Below are 14,573 nucleotides of genomic sequence, written 5' to 3' on the forward strand. Positions count from 1 at the left end.
CTGCAAGTAGTGGACTAAGCACGCCTTATACCGTATATAACTGATATAGGACTGACTAAAATTAATTAAGACTGATAATGAGTAGGGTCAGTGACGCCAGCTTGGGCGAAGCCCTGACGACGTAATGCACAGCTATCACAAACACCGCAAGCAAGACCATTGGCATCTGCGCGATAACAAGAAATCGTCTGGCCGTAATCGACACCTAGTGACAGACCAAGCTCGATAGTCTGTGCCTTTGACAATTGCTGCAATGGCGTTTGAATCGATAAGCGATGACCAGTAACGCCTGCTTTTGTCGCAAGGTTGGCCATATGTTCAAAGGCAGCTATATACTCTGGGCGACAATCAGGATAGCCAGAATAGTCAACTGAGCTGACACCGATGACGATATGGTTGGCATCAGCGACTTCGGCGACTGCTAACGCGTATGATAAGAATATTGTGTTGCGCGCAGGCACGTAGGTATTAGGAATAGCGTCGTTATCAATCTCATCGCGCTTTTTGCTAGGGAATTTATCCGAATCACCGTCTGGCACAATCATGCTGTGATCTGTTAGTGATGAACCACCCAGTTGTGCGATATCAATATCGATGATTCTATGATTGACACCTGCTGTCTCAGCGATGGTCTTTGCGGCCACAAGTTCACTATTATGACGCTGACCATAGTTAAAGCTGACTGCTGTCACTGATGCATAGCGCGCTTTTGCCCAATATAAGCAAGTCACCGAATCGAGACCGCCTGATAAAAGGACAACCGCATTTTGGCTTTTGGTAAGAGCAGCTAAATCAGCATCTGATACTTGATTGGGGGTGTCTTGCAAAGTAACGTTAGTCATAGTGATATCTATTATTGGTTTACGAAAACGGCTATTTTAGCAAAAATACGTCTACTACAGAACCACGAAGCGACCAATCACCCGTCACTAAGCTGCCAAAGCAAATTTAAACAGCATCGTAATAAAATAAAGTAGGTATTACTGTCATCTTTTCAATCTGTTAGCAATATTTGTTATAATCGCAGCTTTTAAAGTATCAGTCACATGACATCGGTGATAATGCTTTAAAAGCTTTATCGCAAATCGCTTTATAGTAAAATCACCCTTATAAAGATATTGAGTAACTTATGACCGCAGCAACCTTATTTACGCCAAATATTCCTTCTCAAGCTGATGACGTATCGGATGCAACGAGCTTTGATAGTCAGGCTTTGGACACCGATACTGATAATAGAGAGTACGATGACGTCTCTGAAGATGGCAATGATGAGGACATGATTGACGAGCAGTGTGCCGATGCGCAAGCACCTACTGAATCAGCGTACTTTCGTAAACTACAAAAGAAGCTGCGTCGCCAAGTTTCTTGGGCAATCCGCGATTTTAATATGATTGAAGATGGCGATGTGGTGATGGTCTGTGTTTCGGGTGGTAAAGACAGTTATACCTTACTCGATATTTTATTGCTGCTAAAACGCATTGCGCCGATTCATTTTGATATCGTCGCGGTCAATCTCAACCAAAAGCAGCCAGGCTATCCAGAAGATATTTTACCTGCGTATCTAAACGAGCAGGGCATCGCCCACTATATTTTAGAAAAAGACACGTATAGCATCGTCAAAAGCGTAGTGCCAGAAGGCAAGACTTACTGCTCTGCGTGCTCACGTCTGCGCCGCGGTTCATTATATGGCTTTGCCAAACAAATTGGCGCGACTAAGATTGCCCTTGGCCATCATCGTGACGATATGCTGGCGACCTTCTTTTTGAACTTATTCCATGGTGGTGCGCTCAAATCCATGCCGCCCAAACTGCTGAGCGATGACAAGCAAAATATGCTGATTCGCCCATTGGCTTATGTCGAAGAAAAAGACATCATCGAATATGCCAAATTAAAGGAATTTCCAATCATTCCTTGTAACCTATGTGGCAGTCAAACCAATCTACAGCGTGCCATCATCAACGATATGCTGCGTGAATGGGATGACGCTCACCCGCAGCGTCTGGCTTCTATCTTTAAGGCAATGCAAAACGTAGCGCCATCACAGTTAGCTGATCGTGAATTGTTTGATTTTGAAACACTCAGTCTTGATCGTGATAATGATGAGCGTTTATTTGAAGGCGACAATATTCAAGCTGGGCAGATGGATAGTTTGGCTGAGATTGGTTTACCTGTATCGCCAAGGACGCAAACGTTCAATCCTAAGTTTGCTAGTGACAAGCCTTATTCGACAGAGACGGATAAAGCCGCGCAAAACGAGCGTAAAGCACAGAAAATTCCAACGATTAATCCTGTGATTTAGTAATTGAAAAATTAGTACGATATTAAATAGCTCAAAAAAAACCAGCCGATCTCTGACGAGTGGCTGGTTTTTTTATGTCTGGATGCTACTAACAGCATTAACTTTTAGCGAAAACTGGTAGCGGGTCAAAGCTGACCTTTGAACGAGGCAGTTTTGCGACATCTTGCATACGCCAATCATCTTTACCGTCGTTGCTAACCTGTAGGTAATACTTGGCTTTTACAGGATCGATATCGACTTGTGCGCTGTATTTATTGCCCTCAACATGCTTAAGGACAACGTCGCGGTCTTTTTTGATATCCGTTGCATGAGAAATAGAAAGCTCTAACGTATCAGGATAGGTAAGGGGAGTACCATTTAACAGCTTGCCTGACTGGACGCTTTGCTCAGGGTAGTTAAGATAAAACACAATATCGCCATTTTCTGCAAACTGCATTTGTCCATGCAAGTCTAAGTCATACGTGAGCTTGTCACGAGACACATCGTGATAGAGCGTTTTGCCATCCATATACCAGTCGTCACGTACCACGCTATCACGGATCTGGTAAGAGTAATAAACAAACCAGATACAAGCGATCACGACCGCAGCAGGCATGCCAATCACAAAGATAACGACCATGTAATTTTTATACCATGGCTGTTTATCTTGATGTTTAAAGTTCGGTGCTGGAGTAGACATAAAATACCTATGCATCAGATACGCATTCAATAGATAGCTGTTCATTAGACATCTACAAATGGTATCAACGGATAATTTGGCGGCTAAGCGCTACCAGTTTAATGGTAAAACATTTATTCGATAGTCTTTAGCTAGAATAGTCATTTAACTACTTGCCCTAACTACAGACGACCGAATGATATACATGAAATTAAACAATAGGTCTGCTAATCATTTACTGACCTTGGGTTGTAAAGATATTTTGCTTACTTACCTTGTACTTACCATTTTCGCTGCTCACATTTAGCGTGACAGGCGTTTGGCCAAACTCTATCACATCAGGATCACCATAAATACTGACTGGCATATCAAAGCTTTCGCCCGCTTCTAATGGTACATCATTAAAGCGTAGCTCTAAGCTCAGCCCTTTTTGCGGTGCAAGCGTTATCGTATAGGTATGAGCATCCTGTGTCTTATTGGTTAGCTTGACGATATAGCTGTTTTCGATCATGCCTTGATTGTTGATAGACGATAACTGATTGCGGTCACGGCGGATATCAATTTCCAAGGGCACGCGATCGGTTAACGCATATATCACACCGCCACATAGTACGGCTAATAATGTCAAATAAGCAAATAGTCGTGGGCGCAGTACGCGGCTTGGCTCTTTTTCTGCCAGCTGACGTTCGGTCGTATAACGAATCAGGCCACGCGGATAGCCGACCTTGTCCATCACTTCGTTACAGGCATCGATACAAGCCGCACACTGAATACAGGCAACTTGCAGACCATCACGAATATCGATACCAGTAGGGCAGACCTGCACACACATGGTACATTCAATGCAGTCGCCTAAGTGCTCTGGATTTGTGCCTTTTTTACGAGCGCCGCGCGGCTCACCGCGTTCATAGTCATAAGATACGATCAATGTGTCTTTATCAAACATCACACTCTGAAAGCGGCCATAAGGACAAATCTGTACACACATCTGCTCACGCATGTAGCCTGCATTGGCATAAGTAGCAAAGGTAAAGATAAACATTGAGACCCATACCCACGTTGGCCAATCAGGGAACGGAATCATTCCTATTGACTGCCAGCTATGATATAGAGAGTCTGTTCCCGCCACATAACTAACAAAGGTCGCTGCTGTAATCACAGAAAGCAAGAACCAAATTGAATACACAACCGTGCGTTTGAATACTTTGCTCGCACTTAATGGCGCTTTATCAAACTTGATGCGTTTATTACGATCGCCAATCACCCATTTTTCAACATATTGGTATAGATGGGTCCATATCGTTTGAGGACAGGCGTAACCACACCAAACGCGTCCTGCATATACCGTCACCATAAACAGCGTAAACGCTGCAATAATGGCAAATGCAGCAATAAAATAAAAATCTTGCGTCAAAAACGTCATGCCAAAAATATAGTAATGCTGCGATGGCACATCAAACCATATCGCTTGTCTATCATTATAGCGCAGCCATGGCAAAAGTAAAAAAGCCGCCAAAAGAGCATACATCGTGATGACACGAATATTTTGATAAAAACCTGTGACAAACCTTGGGTGTACACGATGCTTGGTTGCATCAAGATCGACTTGTTGTACAGGAATTTTATTGGATTGTTGTGCTGACATAAACGTGCCTCTTTAAAAAAAGAATCAGTCTGCTGGCATGATGAACAAACACCTCTAGCGTCGAGGTATATGAGTGTATGATGTTATCAATGTCAGTAAATAGCGGATAAAAAATTCGATAAAAAATCTTCTAATCTGCTTACCAAATGATCGATTGTAAATATAGTCGGTTCAACATAATCTTGATACAAGCAAAGGGGAGCAAAGGTACTACAAATAGTAGACTAAACAAGCCTGTATCTAATTTATGTGAAGTTGACTATCGTGTTATGTGATTGAGTCAGAGCGATATAAAGCCATGACCAATAGACTATTTTAAAAAATAGCTATTCTAACATTCTCCCTACTAATAATGGGGTGATAATCGTAAAAAGCAACGAATATATGAGAACGTTTTATAGTGTTTATAGCCGCTCATCATCGTCATTTCTAAATGAAAATCAATACCACTATACGCAAAAGGGAGAACTGCAATAACAGTTCTCCCTTCATTAAATCTCGTCCATATTCAGTACAGTAACAACGTCTTAGTTAGCAGTTGCTTCTTCAGTTGCTACAGGCTGAGTAGCAGCAGTAACCGGTGCTGCTTCAGGTGATTTGCCTGTTTTATCTGATAGTGAGTAGATATAAGCAGCAAGTAGCATGATACGCTCATTACCTAGCTTAGTTTCCCACTGAGGCATAACGCCAGCACGGCCATAACGTAATGTATTACGTACAGTCTCACGCTCACCGCCATATAACCAGATATTGTCAGTCAAGTTCGGTGCACCTGCTGAAATCATACCTTTACCGCTTTCAGAGTGACAAAGTGCACACTGTTGCTTAAAGATCGCTTCGCCTTGATTAACCAAAGTTTGATCAAGTTCACCGTTACTCTTACTACCGTTGTTTGGAGATAGTGACAATACATATTCAGAAGCTGCACGTACACCGTCTTCGCCGATCTGATCACGCCAAGCAGGCATACCGCCAATACGACCATTGTGTAGCGTGGTCAGAATGTTGCTAGCTTCGCCGCCATATAACCAATCATTATCTGTTAAGTTAGGGTAGCCTGTCGCACCTTTGGCGTTAGAGCCGTGACATACAGAACAGTTCTGTAAGAACAAGCGGCTACCAACTTTTAAAGCATTTGGATTTTCAGACAGTTTTTCGACATAAGGAGCAAGTTCTGCAACTTTTTCGTCAATTTTAGTCTGTAGATCTGCTGGTGGGTTTTCGCTACGACGCATGGTCGCTTGTAACTCATTCAACGACCCTAATGTCGCAGTCGCGCCTGCAGCATCTGCTTTTACCAAAATGCTTTTTTCAAAGTTATCAGTAAATACTTTGTTGTTGCTTTCAAGCTCACTGAACAACTCGTTTTTAGAGGTCCACGGTACAGTTTCACCGTCAACTTCTACGGTAGCGATACCTTTCCAATGTGCTGGGAACATAGCTGGAAAGAATACCCAGTAAGCCACACCCCAAACGATTGAACCAAAAAATATCACCAACCACCATTTAGGAAGTGCTTTGTCGTATTCTCGGATACCATCGTATTCATGACCAGTGGTACCGTCTTCCTCAACGTCTGGTTTGTATTTTAGTACAAACAGCAGAACGCCAAGAATAAAAAGCCAGCAACCGAAACTGATTAGCGTGATCCAAGAACTCCAAAAAAATGTCATCATTTATCCTTATTGCGCTGCTCTTCAGACAGAGATTTTATATCCTCGTCATCAAGCGCAAGTTGTGCATCTTCTTCGAAGCGTTTTTTGTTTTTTGGCGAATACGCCCACCATGCAACGCCTACGAAGGCAATAAAGGCAGAAACGGTCGCAATTGTTTGTAATTCACCAATACCCATTAGCGCTGTCCTTCCATTGCGGTACCTAACTGCTGTAGATAGGCGACCAAAGCGTCAAGCTCAGTAGCGCCAAGCACTGCATCTGGAGCGCCTTCAATGTCTTCTTCAGTATAAGGAACACCGAAGCGATCGCGGAATAGACGCATTTTAGCTTGAATGTTTTCGCCATCTACTTCGTTAGTCGCCAACCAAGGGAAACCTGGCATAACTGATTCAGGCACTAGCGAACGTGGATTGATCAAATGTTGCTTTTGCCAATCTTCAGAATAACGGCCACCAACACGTGCTAAATCTGGTCCAGTACGTTTCGATCCCCATAAGAATGGATGATCCCACGTCGACTCAGCGGCACGTGAATATGGTCCATAACGTTCAACTTCTGCACGTAATGGGCGAACCATTTGAGTATGACAAACGTGACATCCTTCACGGATATAAATATCACGACCTTCAAATTCAAGCGCTGTCCAAGGCTCCATAGCGGGAAGGGGAGCGTTCACCCCACCTTCTTCAGGACCCTTGTTGTCATAGATCAATGGCACGATTTCAACTAGCGTTGCAAAACTAATAGCAATCACGATACCAATGACTAACAAGCCTGTATTTTTTTCAATAATTTCATGCGGTGTACCAGCCATGATCGCTCCTTATACGTTAGCTGTCGAAGGTTTTTCGACACTAGGTTCATGATCCGTTGGATCAGCGACATCTACAGGCTTACCTTCTGGCATTTTGAGTGTTTTATAGCAGTTATAAGCCATTACAAACATACCCGATACATATAAGAAGCCACCAAATGCACGGCCAATATATGGGAAATGCGAGAATTCAACAGTATCAACGAAGCTATATACCAAAGTACCGTCTGGGTTAGTAGCAAGCCACATCATGCCTTGGCCAATACCTGAGATCCACATAGACACGATATAGAAGATCGTTCCTGCAGTCGCTAGCCAGAAATGCGTGGTGATTAAGCTGATAGAGTACATCTTCGGTTTGTTATAAATACGTGGTAACAATACGTATAGCGAACCAATAGTAATCATACCAACCCAGCCAAGTGCGCCTGAGTGTACGTGACCAACTGTCCAGTCAGTGTTATGCGATAGCGCATTCACTGTTTTGATAGACATCATTGGGCCTTCGAACGTCGACATCGCGTAGAACGACAATGCAACAATCATAAAGCGAATGATCGGATCGGTACGCAGCTTATCCCAACTACCTGATAGCGTTAGTACACCGTTAATCATACCACCCCAAGATGGTGCGAATAGGATGATTGAGAAGACCATAGCAAGAGACTGCGTCCAATCAGGAAGCGCTGAATAATGCAAATGGTGACCACCAGCCCACATATATGAAGCAATCAATGCCCAAAAGTGAACGATAGACAAACGATAAGAATAGATAGGACGGCCAATCTGTACAGGAACGAAATAATACATCATTCCAAGGAAGGCTGCCGTTAAGTAAAAACCTACCGCGTTATGCCCGTACCACCACTGCACCATCGCATCAGTTGCACCGCCAAATAGCGAGTAAGATTTGAACGCACTAACAGGAATCGCCATGCTGTTTACGATGTGTAGTAGTGCAATCGTAATGATGAAGGCGGCAAAGAACCAGTTAGCCACATAAATATGTGAGGTTTTACGTTTGATGAGTGTACCGAAAAATACGATGGCATAAGAAATCCATACCAAGGCAATTAAGATATCGATAGGCCACTCAAGCTCAGCGTATTCTTTACTTGAAGTCAAACCTAGAGGAAGCGTGATGACGGCAGCAACAATGACTGCCTGCCAACCCCAAAAGGTGAACCAAGCCAAGTATGGCGCAAATAAGCGCGTTTTACAGGTACGCTGAACGATGTAGTAAGACGTTGCGAACAGGGCAGAACCACCGAACGCAAAAATCACCGCATTGGTATGCAGTGGTCTTAAATGACTAAAGGTCAGCCATGGAATGTCAAAGTTGAGTGCTGGCCATGCTAACTGTGAAGCAATGAACACACCAAGACTCATGCCGACGATGCCCCAAACGACAGCCATGATCGTAAAAAATCTTACGACAGTAATTTCATACTCACGGTCAACTGGGGCGACTGCTGTGTTTTGTAAACTCATTGGATGATTCCTTTACAGCCCGAATTATCAACAGAATTAACCAACAATCTATGCTGTCTGCACTATAAATACTCTCAAATTCATATTTATACTGGTGCCAACACATGTTGTTTTTTGACTTACTTAGCGCAATGACATCATTAAATATCGATTCAGGCCCTTGCTGTCTATCAGTTAATACTAATAAATAGAAATAGGCACTTCATGCACCTTACTCAAGGTCAATCGATAATAGGATTGTTAATAGATCATCAAGGTAAATAAGAAGACGCGCCGTTTTGAGCATCAAACATCTCATAAGGCTAAATATGTATCTTAATTATTACGAAAAAATCTGTACTAATGAAGATAGATACCCATATCTATAGGGCTATTAAAACGCATTGACCATAGATGTATGCTAGCGGCGGCTGACAAAAAACACGATTATGTAATGTTTGGTTAAAACTCCCGACTCTGTTTAAGGGTATTGTAACGCAATCCTAATTAAATATCATCAGAACTATGCGCCAAAATACAAACTCTTTGGTATAAATGTTAGCGAGCAACTTATTATTGCTGTGCTACTCCTCTATTTTATACACAATTTTGTCACTATTCTAGATGCTCATCTTGATTGAATAGGGGAGGCGCTCGCTAAACATAAGCGTAGACCTGCAAAGAATTTTTGTAACAATAACATTGCTGAGCCGATAAATAGGTTTTACTTCTTATCAAGTCGCCCTTTATAATGAGGCTGAACGTCATTAATGGCTATGTATTGCATAGGTCTATTGATAGCAATCATTTTAATAATTCTAATAGTTAGGCCAATAGTGCCTCAAGGGATATTGGTCTGACATAATATCAATTAAGGATAATATAATATGGCAGTTTTTTTGACAGATGAATGGTTTGAGCAAGTAGAAAAAATGGGCAACGAAGCAGGTGAGTTAAACTTACCGCCAGTACTTGCCAATATGGTCGTCAACTTAAAAGTGGCTGAAGCTGATAAAACTATCGAAGCCAATTTTGCAAATGGTCTGCTGCATCGCGGCTTAAACGATAATGCAACGACGACGCTGCTATTAGATCGCGATATCCTACAGTCTATCATCACTGATTTTGATACCAATCAAATCATGGGTGCATTTATGAGTGGTAAAATCCGTGTTGAAGGCGATATGTCACAGCTAATGGCAGTACAGACTGCTCGACCAAGTGCAGAGCAAAAAGAGCTATACACTCGCATCAAATCGATGACGACGATGGCTTAATCGTATATTTATACGAATTTTACGTTACGTTTTTGGTTTGTAAGAATCCATAAGACACAAAAAAGCCCCTAATTCATATTAGGGGCTTTTTTATTGCGCAATCAAATAGGCATAAAAAGTCTCTCAAACAGCCTAGCTAGCTTTTGATTGCTGCGTCGCATTTGATTGGTTTTCTTTGTATATTGCTGCTTGCAGCCATACGTTTGCTTGGACGTAGTCATGTACTTTGATGCTATTGGTTTCAGCAGTATTAAGCGCACCGATACGCACCACAAAAGGATCTGCATCTTGCTCACGTAGCGTCACCACGTCAAACAATATGATAGATTTACCATTAAATACGGTTTCTTGCTTGCCAAGCACTTGACCCTGACACCAAGCTTCATCTTCTTGTCCTAGCGTATCGCCAAACAAGTAAGCGCACATATGGCCTAAGTTGATCTCGACAGGTGCCATTTGCTCTTTAGTTTCAGGCTTCCATTCGCTGATTTGCTCTTGTAGGTCATCAGGGATTTTTCCGTCATTTGCCGCCACAATATCGTTAAAGGCACGATGATAACGGATAGACTCTTGGTCTTCGACCATGATGACTTCGTTTTGCTCGCTTAGCTTAATTTCGTGCGCCCAAGCACTAAAGTTCACATAGTAAGAGGTGTCGCGTTGATAGAGATGGCGATTAGTCGTATAGAGTTGATCAAACGCATAAATAATGCTGCCATCAGCAGTACGTAAGCGCAACACGGCATCGTGTGAGTTGTCATTAGCGATGACACGCTCAATTTTGCAGTTCAATCCGTAAGGGCTATCGACACAAGGATAGGCGTTGATGAAGCATTCTGGCTTACCATCTTTCATCGCGAGCACTTGATTAATATGACAAGGCTGATCTTCTGATAGAAGCAGGCAGCTGTCTTTTGCACTGACGTTGTTGTTCAGGCCTTTAGGCATCGCCGCGACTTCGATCATTTTTTGTAGCCATTCAGGCACATCATGACTCATATCATCGGTCAGAATACGCCAGTGATCGGCGTGACCTGCAGACTGCTCATCGGTCAACGTGATCTTGGTGGGAGATTGAATGTTTTTGTATTGATAATTTATGGTCATGAAAATACTCAAAATTAAGTCAGCGTGAGGTTTGTATCTAATACTGTGTTTGCTTGTGTACCATCCAACATTTTAAATGATTGGTTTATGATGGTCAGCGATATTATCAGTAAATAGTGAGTAAACCTCAATGAGGGGTTAATGACAATTGTCTTTAGCATATAATATATAGGTATTGGTACAGCTAATAGCAAGCCCCCTATAAAAAATAATAACAAAACCCAGTTTTTTGGTAAAAAATACTCTCAGTTGTTGCTAATGACTGGCACATATCAGCTAGTTTGTGTCAAACTAGCTCCCTTTTGACAGCTGTTATTGGCTCGTCTGACACCCTGTTTTTGTGTTTGATTTATATGTGAGTAGTAGCAACTGTATGATGCATTTACTACTGCTCGTTATGCAACCTATATAAAGTCGCACGTAGATAAGATAAAGAGTTTGAATATGTTTCGTCCTTTAGCGTTATTTATCGGCTTACGATATACCCGAGCAGAACGTAGTAATGGCTTTATCTCCTTTATATCACTCATCTCGATGATTGGTCTGACGCTTGGGGTTGCCGTATTGATTACGGTGCTATCAGTGATGAACGGCTTTGACCGTGAACTGAAAACCCGTATTCTGGGAATGGTACCGCAGGCTACTGTGGTCTCATCAGAAATTATTGGCGACTGGGAACAGCTAGCTGATCAGATCAAAGAAGACCCAGAAGTGGCAGCTGTGGCACCATTCATTCAACTGCAAGGAATGCTGACATCAAATGGTCAGGTCGCAGGTATCATGGTGACAGGCGTCGAGCCTGAATACGAGAAAAACGTCTCCATCATCAATGAGCACATGATTGAAGGTAGTATTGACACCCTGAAAAGTGGTGACTTCAGTATTGTGTTGGGCGAGGAGATGGTGCAGTCTTTGGGTCTGCAAATAGGGGATAAGGTGACGCTGGTATTGCCAGAAGCGTCACCATCACCAGCAGGCGTGATACCGCGATTTAAGCGATTTACTCTGACAGGCATCTTTACGATCAGCCCAGAAGTAGACAGTCTCATGGCGTTTATCCCGATGGGAGATGCGGCAAAGTTACTGCGTCTGCCAGAAGGCGCACAGGGCGTACGCATGAAGCTTAACGATATCTTTACTGCGCCGATAGCTGCGGAAAAAGCGGCTGCTATCGCACCTGAAAAGCTATATCCAAATGACTGGACACAGACTCATGGCAATCTATTTGGGGCAATTCAAATGGAAAAAGCCATGGTCGGCCTATTACTATTTTTGATTATCTTAGTTGCTGCTTTTAACATTGTCTCAAGTTTGGTCATGCTAGTGACCGATAAAAAAGCAGATATCGCAATCTTAAAAACCTTTGGTGCGTCTCCTCGCTTGATTACGCAAGTCTTTATGGTCCAAGGTGTGGTCATCGGGGTTATCGGTACTATCGCTGGCACGATACTGGGTGTGATATTTGCGCTTACGGTCAGCGATATTTTAGGCTTTATTAACCAAGCCTTTGGTCTGAACCTATTTGATGCGTATTTTGTCAATTACTTGCCATCGCAGTTGCGTTTGTTAGATGTGGTATTAATTACAGGTGCATCGTTTGTACTGAGCTTTTTGGCAACGATTTATCCAGCGCGCCGAGCGGCTAAGATTCAGCCTGCTCAAACGTTACGCTATGAGTAATCGCAAACGCCTAAATGTTGAAATAAATACCGAAATAAATAAAATAAAGGAAGCGCTATGTCTGCCATTTTAGAAGCGACCAATATCAATAAGATATATGATGAAGGCGCGGTCAGTACACAAGTATTGACTGGTCTTGATCTGACTGTTCATGCGGGTGAGCGCATCGCTATCGTTGGAACCAGTGGTTCAGGTAAAAGTACGTTGCTACATTTGCTTGGTGGTCTAGATACGCCAACCAGTGGTGAGGTTTGGTTGCATGGTCAGCTATTAAATAGCATGAATGAAACTGAGCGCGGGGCAATGCGTAACAAGCATTTGGGTTTTATTTATCAGTTTCACCACCTGTTGGCAGAGTTTACAGCAATCGAAAACGTAGCTATGCCGTTGCTTATGCGTCCAGAAGTATCAACGACTGATGCTCGTAAGCAAGCGGTTGAGATTCTAGAAAATGTCGGTCTTGAGCATCGTTTGATGCATAGACCAGGTGAGCTATCAGGTGGCGAGCGTCAACGTGTGGCAATTGCACGCGCGCTAGTGACTAAGCCATCGCTTATTTTGGCGGACGAGCCAACAGGTAACTTGGACTATGACAATGCACAAAGCGTCTTTGGCCTGTTGTCAGAGCTACAAAGCACTATGCAAACGGCGCTACTTATGGTGACGCATGATCGCAATTTGGCGGCGCTTGCTGACCGTCAGTTGTTGCTACGCAATGGGCATTGGGAACAGTATTAATAATTTTTTATATTATGTTGAAAAACTGACCGAAACGCCATCTATTGGCGTCTGTCATAGATGTGATGGCTATTATATTGAAAAGTTATTGTTGTATTACTAAGAAAACATATCATAGAAACTAGCGATTAAGCGGTTGTGAGCCAGCCGCCTTATCTATTTTATAAGGATGCGTAAAATGCGTGAAGATGATAATCCAATTGCGGCTTTTGGCAGTGCGGAAGAGGGTGATGAGCCGTTAAAGCCTTACATCGATCCAACTTTGTTTGAAGCGCTCGATAGACAGGCACAAACTGAGCTACTGACCCCTGTGTTTGATGCTATCACTTTGGCTGGGGTTGATTATGACCTAAAAGTCCAAGATAGCGCGACAGGTAAGCGTTATACGCTCTGTAAAAATGATGAAGTCATTGAGATCGTACCGATGGATAGTAATTTCACTGACAAAGTTTTGAATGCTATAGAGAACAGTAAAGAAGAATAAGCTGTGTTAGTTTAGCTAGGGCGTAAGCGTTATAGCCGTGTAATAAAGATAGATTGCCTTATAATTTGTCAGATTCATCAGAAGGTTTTTGCTGACGTTTCTGCCAGCTCGCCACGGTCTTATAACGCCAAATGGCCTTAAATGCCAAACCGCAAATAAGACTGGTGACTACGGCTAAAATCGTTAGCCCGATACAAAATGCAGCAAGTGATACTGTACCGCGATAAGTAATGAACGGATTGGCACCGTTTGATAATGCCCATAAGCTAAAATCAGCAATCATTCTACCGATGAATCGCAAGCTAATCACAGGTGCATCAATAATTTTTGCGCCGATATAGTATCCAGCATAAAATATTGGCAAGCTAGTGACTGGGTTGGTAATCCATGTTAAACCAAGCGCCATAGGGACATTGGCACGAAAAATAAGCGAGCCAATAAGTGCCAGTAACATCTGTCCTGGCAGCGGAAAAAATGCACTTAGTACACCGATATAGACGGCCTTATTTAGGCTGTGTCGATTGAAATGCCATAGCCTTGGATCAGCCAAGTGCGGTGCAAACAGCTTTAAAGTGCGACTTTCTAAGATTTTCTCTGGTGTAGGAAGTAGGTCTTTTAGACGTTTTTGGGGCACAGGATTGCCTTTAATCATTAACTACAGTCTACTCAATGGTATTGAGAAGCTGGTATAAAGTAATATATGGTGAGTAGGATAAAGGTTAGAA

14 protein-coding genes are annotated in these 14,573 nt (G+C 42.7%); 5 read left to right on the forward strand and 9 right to left on the reverse strand.

Features of this window, described 5'->3' with window-relative positions:
- Nucleotides 1-65 precede the first annotated feature (65 nt).
- Entirely contained in the window at nucleotides 66-842 is a 777-nt protein-coding gene (queC, locus tag JMX96_RS03915; RefSeq protein WP_201567452.1) for a 7-cyano-7-deazaguanine synthase QueC, read from the reverse strand.
- A 434-nt stretch (nucleotides 843-1,276) separates the two neighbouring features.
- On the opposite strand from queC, the gene ttcA reads away from it, so the two are divergent.
- Nucleotides 1,277-2,299 carry a tRNA 2-thiocytidine(32) synthetase TtcA gene (gene ttcA, locus JMX96_RS03920; RefSeq protein WP_227676947.1) on the forward strand — a complete coding sequence of 341 codons (1,023 nt, stop codon included), beginning with the start codon at nucleotides 1,277-1,279 and terminating at the stop codon, nucleotides 2,297-2,299.
- Nucleotides 2,300-2,396: 97 nt separating this feature from the next.
- Here the strand turns inward: ttcA and JMX96_RS03925 are convergent, their stop codons facing one another.
- From JMX96_RS03925 to ccoN, 6 genes are all read right to left on the reverse strand, one after another.
- Nucleotides 2,397-2,978 carry a FixH family protein gene (locus tag JMX96_RS03925; protein ID WP_057760810.1) on the reverse strand — a complete coding sequence of 194 codons (582 nt, stop codon included), beginning with the start codon at nucleotides 2,976-2,978 and terminating at the stop codon, nucleotides 2,397-2,399.
- Between the two features lie 214 nt (nucleotides 2,979-3,192).
- Nucleotides 3,193-4,602, reverse strand: coding sequence for a cytochrome c oxidase accessory protein CcoG (gene ccoG / locus JMX96_RS03930; protein ID WP_201567456.1), 1,410 nt, complete (start codon nucleotides 4,600-4,602; stop codon nucleotides 3,193-3,195).
- A 527-nt stretch (nucleotides 4,603-5,129) separates the two neighbouring features.
- Nucleotides 5,130-6,275, reverse strand: coding sequence for a c-type cytochrome (locus tag JMX96_RS03935; RefSeq protein WP_201568027.1), 1,146 nt, complete (start codon nucleotides 6,273-6,275; stop codon nucleotides 5,130-5,132).
- Nucleotides 6,275-6,454 (reverse strand): CcoQ/FixQ family Cbb3-type cytochrome c oxidase assembly chaperone, encoded by a 180-nt coding sequence (locus JMX96_RS03940; RefSeq protein ID WP_057760804.1) that lies wholly within the window; start codon nucleotides 6,452-6,454, stop codon nucleotides 6,275-6,277. Before JMX96_RS03940 ends, JMX96_RS03935 begins: the two co-directional genes overlap by 1 nt.
- Entirely contained in the window at nucleotides 6,454-7,092 is a 639-nt protein-coding gene (ccoO, locus tag JMX96_RS03945) for a cytochrome-c oxidase, cbb3-type subunit II (protein WP_057760802.1), read from the reverse strand. The genes JMX96_RS03940 and ccoO overlap by 1 nt, the downstream gene beginning before the upstream one ends.
- A gap of 9 nt (nucleotides 7,093-7,101) precedes the next feature.
- Nucleotides 7,102-8,583 (reverse strand): cytochrome-c oxidase, cbb3-type subunit I, encoded by a 1,482-nt coding sequence (ccoN, locus tag JMX96_RS03950; RefSeq protein ID WP_201567458.1) that lies wholly within the window; start codon nucleotides 8,581-8,583, stop codon nucleotides 7,102-7,104.
- Nucleotides 8,584-9,449: 866 nt separating this feature from the next.
- Between ccoN and JMX96_RS03955 the strand changes: the two genes are divergently transcribed.
- Nucleotides 9,450-9,839 carry an SCP2 sterol-binding domain-containing protein gene (locus JMX96_RS03955; protein WP_057760797.1) on the forward strand — a complete coding sequence of 130 codons (390 nt, stop codon included), beginning with the start codon at nucleotides 9,450-9,452 and terminating at the stop codon, nucleotides 9,837-9,839.
- Between the two features lie 132 nt (nucleotides 9,840-9,971).
- Here JMX96_RS03955 and JMX96_RS03960 read toward each other — a convergent pair whose 3' ends face one another.
- Nucleotides 9,972-10,946 carry a hypothetical protein gene (locus JMX96_RS03960; protein ID WP_165596796.1) on the reverse strand — a complete coding sequence of 325 codons (975 nt, stop codon included), beginning with the start codon at nucleotides 10,944-10,946 and terminating at the stop codon, nucleotides 9,972-9,974.
- Between the two features lie 444 nt (nucleotides 10,947-11,390).
- Between JMX96_RS03960 and JMX96_RS03965 the strand changes: the two genes are divergently transcribed.
- The 3 genes from JMX96_RS03965 (at nucleotide 11,391) to JMX96_RS03975 (ending at nucleotide 13,848) form a co-directional block, all read left to right on the forward strand.
- On the forward strand, nucleotides 11,391-12,626 hold the full coding sequence (locus JMX96_RS03965; protein ID WP_102092330.1) for a lipoprotein-releasing ABC transporter permease subunit: 1,236 nt from the start codon (nucleotides 11,391-11,393) through the stop codon (nucleotides 12,624-12,626).
- A 57-nt stretch (nucleotides 12,627-12,683) separates the two neighbouring features.
- Nucleotides 12,684-13,364 carry a lipoprotein-releasing ABC transporter ATP-binding protein LolD gene (lolD, locus tag JMX96_RS03970; protein ID WP_057760792.1) on the forward strand — a complete coding sequence of 227 codons (681 nt, stop codon included), beginning with the start codon at nucleotides 12,684-12,686 and terminating at the stop codon, nucleotides 13,362-13,364.
- A 178-nt stretch (nucleotides 13,365-13,542) separates the two neighbouring features.
- Nucleotides 13,543-13,848, forward strand: coding sequence for a hypothetical protein (locus tag JMX96_RS03975; RefSeq protein ID WP_201567460.1), 306 nt, complete (start codon nucleotides 13,543-13,545; stop codon nucleotides 13,846-13,848).
- Between the two features lie 58 nt (nucleotides 13,849-13,906).
- Here the strand turns inward: JMX96_RS03975 and JMX96_RS03980 are convergent, their stop codons facing one another.
- Entirely contained in the window at nucleotides 13,907-14,482 is a 576-nt protein-coding gene (locus JMX96_RS03980) for a DUF2062 domain-containing protein (protein WP_227522947.1), read from the reverse strand.
- Nucleotides 14,483-14,573: the final 91 nt, after the last annotated feature.

Source organism: Psychrobacter sp. JCM 18900 (assembly GCF_904846625.1).
GTDB lineage: Bacteria > Pseudomonadota > Gammaproteobacteria > Pseudomonadales > Moraxellaceae > Psychrobacter.